The organism is Trichococcus sp. (assembly GCF_049589555.1).
Classification (GTDB): Bacteria; Bacillota; Bacilli; order Lactobacillales; family Aerococcaceae; genus Trichococcus.
Genome location: NZ_JBAWAZ010000101.1, coordinates 1 through 2,471, shown reverse-complemented (window position 1 = coordinate 2,471; position 2,471 = coordinate 1). Strand labels below are relative to the sequence as shown.

General features: G+C 46.1%; 1 protein-coding gene, 1 other RNA gene and 1 pseudogene. 1 reads left to right on the top strand and 2 read right to left on the bottom strand.

Features of this window, described 5'->3' with window-relative positions; genetic code table 11:
• Positions 1–136 precede the first annotated feature (136 nt).
• Complete coding sequence (locus WBV27_RS04330) at positions 137–751, bottom strand: YdhK family protein (RefSeq protein ID WP_424199739.1); 615 nt, start codon at positions 749–751, stop codon at positions 137–139.
• 265 nt (positions 752–1,016) lie between these two features.
• On the opposite strand from WBV27_RS04330, the gene ssrA reads away from it, so the two are divergent.
• Positions 1,017–1,380: a transfer-messenger RNA gene (gene ssrA, locus WBV27_RS04325) on the top strand.
• 305 nt (positions 1,381–1,685) lie between these two features.
• Here ssrA and WBV27_RS04320 read toward each other — a convergent pair.
• Positions 1,686–2,471, bottom strand: a pseudogene (locus tag WBV27_RS04320) (carbamoyl-phosphate synthase large subunit); the annotation flags it as partial.

The window sequence follows — 2,471 nt, the reverse complement described above, 5'->3', positions numbered from 1 at the left end:
CGTTTGATCGCCCGCTTCATCTTTCCGGTTGTCCTAGCTTTAAATGAGCGTTTCAGGCTTGGTTTGCGTATCCCGAATTTCATTAGGACCAGTCCTTTCTTATATTCAGGAAAATCTTTATATGTTCAACCTACTGTTATGGTTGTTCAATTGGCGAAAGTTCTTGCTCGGTCACCCACTTATGGTTTTTGATCGTTTCCCCGGTGACCGTATCTATGTAATCCACCATATAGACTGTAGTTGTTTCAGCCGCATCGATAGTGGCAGTAGCGCCGCTCATCCCTTCCGTGTGCTCGGCTTCCAGCATCACTTCGCTGCCTACACCAAATGGATCCGTTCCGGCATCCATGATTTCTTCCTGGATCACCCATTGATGGTTCTCCACTCTTGGGTCTCCATTGGTTGGATCATAGGAAACTTCATAGGCAACCGTGTCGAAGGCTCCAATGATTGTCGCTTCCGCACCTTCCATGCCTTCCATATGCCCCGCCTGCATGATGACGGAATCACCAACTTTATATGTAGGATTCTCCGCTTCCATCAACCCTTCAGGAATTACACCGGAATCGTCATGGACCATATCCCCCATGCCTTCAGAACTGCTATCGGAAGACTCCTCAGCCATGCTTTCCATCGAAACACTCTCTACTTCGACAGAAGCTTCCTCAGTCGAAGTCTGCGTTGAACAAGCCGCCAATAATACGGTAGCCGATAGAGTGAACAAACTCATCAACAATTTTCTTTGTTTCATTTTCATCCATCCTTTCTTAATGATGGTGTTTGTCACTTATTTATAGTTTATAGAAAATGACAGTACATTTCAAAGGATAGCCCTTTCAGAATGGCCTCGGCGATAACTAGAAAGCTTCAGAATCCCTTCGCTCCGGTTCTGGGAAGCTTTACGATTCTCTTTTTACTTGCGACAGGCTGCAAAAATATTTTGTGCATAATCCTTGCTTTTTGGAATGGATGCCGTATAATATGAAATGCAAGATAACTCTGTGCATTCCCATTACGGGGACGTTACGGATTCGACAGGTATAGGTCGAGCTTTTGATGCGCTCCGTAGGTTACGTCTACGCTAAAACGTTACAGTTAAAACAACTGACAAAACACAAAACAACACTTTAGCTTTCGCTGCTTAATTGTAGCTAGCTAAGATCCTCCTGGTATCGCCCATGTACTCAGATCAGGGTCTCAATGATGTGGGATACGCTGTGACCTTCCATCTGGAGGAATCAGAAGAGAACAATCAGATTAGCCAACAATAATGCCTGTTAAACGGCTAGTTCAAGGCGAATTCCAATAGTTTAACTATGAGCGTAGACTTGGAAGTGCCGATATGCTTGGACACGGGTTCGACTCCCGTCGTCTCCATACTAGACTAGTATGAAGCAACACCCCACAGAATGCCGATATGAAGCGATTCATTCGACATTTCGTGGGGTGTTTTTTTGTCGTTCATCAAGTTGATTGGATGAAAGAGCGCAGCGGACTGCCCCTTGGACTAAGGTCTCGACTGTTTGAGTTTGTGGCCTGCGTCAACGACCGACATCCGCGCCTTGTCTCGGCTGTTTGAGTTACCGTCCTGGCCTAACGACCGACACAAACAAACAAAAGAAAAGAGAAGTGGCTGCCTCCAACGAGGCACCCTCTTCTCTTTTCATTTTTACAAATTTAATTGCTTATTTACTCATGTCTTCCAATTGGAAATGGATGGTTTCCATCGCTTGCAGCAAAGCTTCTGCTGTATCCAATGAAGTCAAACATGGGATGTTGTTTTCGACTGCTTCACGGCGGATCAGGAATCCGTCGGTCTCGCTTGTCTTACCTTCCGTCATCGTATTGACGACCAGATTGATGCGGCCGTCGCGGATGGCATCAAGAATGTCATTGCTGTTCTCATTGATCTTCTCAATGACGTCGACTTTGATTCCTTCTGCTTCCAACGCTTTGCCGGTACCTGTTGTAGCAACGATATGGTAGCCTAACGAAATCAAACGTTTCGCCAATGGGATGATTTCTTCTTTGTCTTTATCCGATACCGTCATCAACGCTGTACCGTAATCAGGCACATTCACGCCGGATGCGATGAAGCCTTTATACAAAGCTTTCGGCAAGTTGACATCTTTACCGATGATCTCTCCGGTAGACTTCATTTCAGGGCCCAGAACCGTGTCGACTTTCTTCAATTTGCTGAAACTGAAGACTGGCATCTTCACGTATACGCCTGATTTTGACGGAACCAAACCTGTCTTGTAACCCATATCCTTCAGCTTCAATCCTAGGATTCCTTTTGTGGCCAATTTCGCCATCGGAATACCGGTTACTTTGCTCAAGAACGGGATCGTCCGGCTCGCGCGCGGATTCACTTCGATAATGTAGACCACGCCTTCGCTGATGACGAACTGGATGTTCACCAAACCGATGGTGTTCAAACCTTGCGCCACGCGGATCGTATAGTCTTCGAT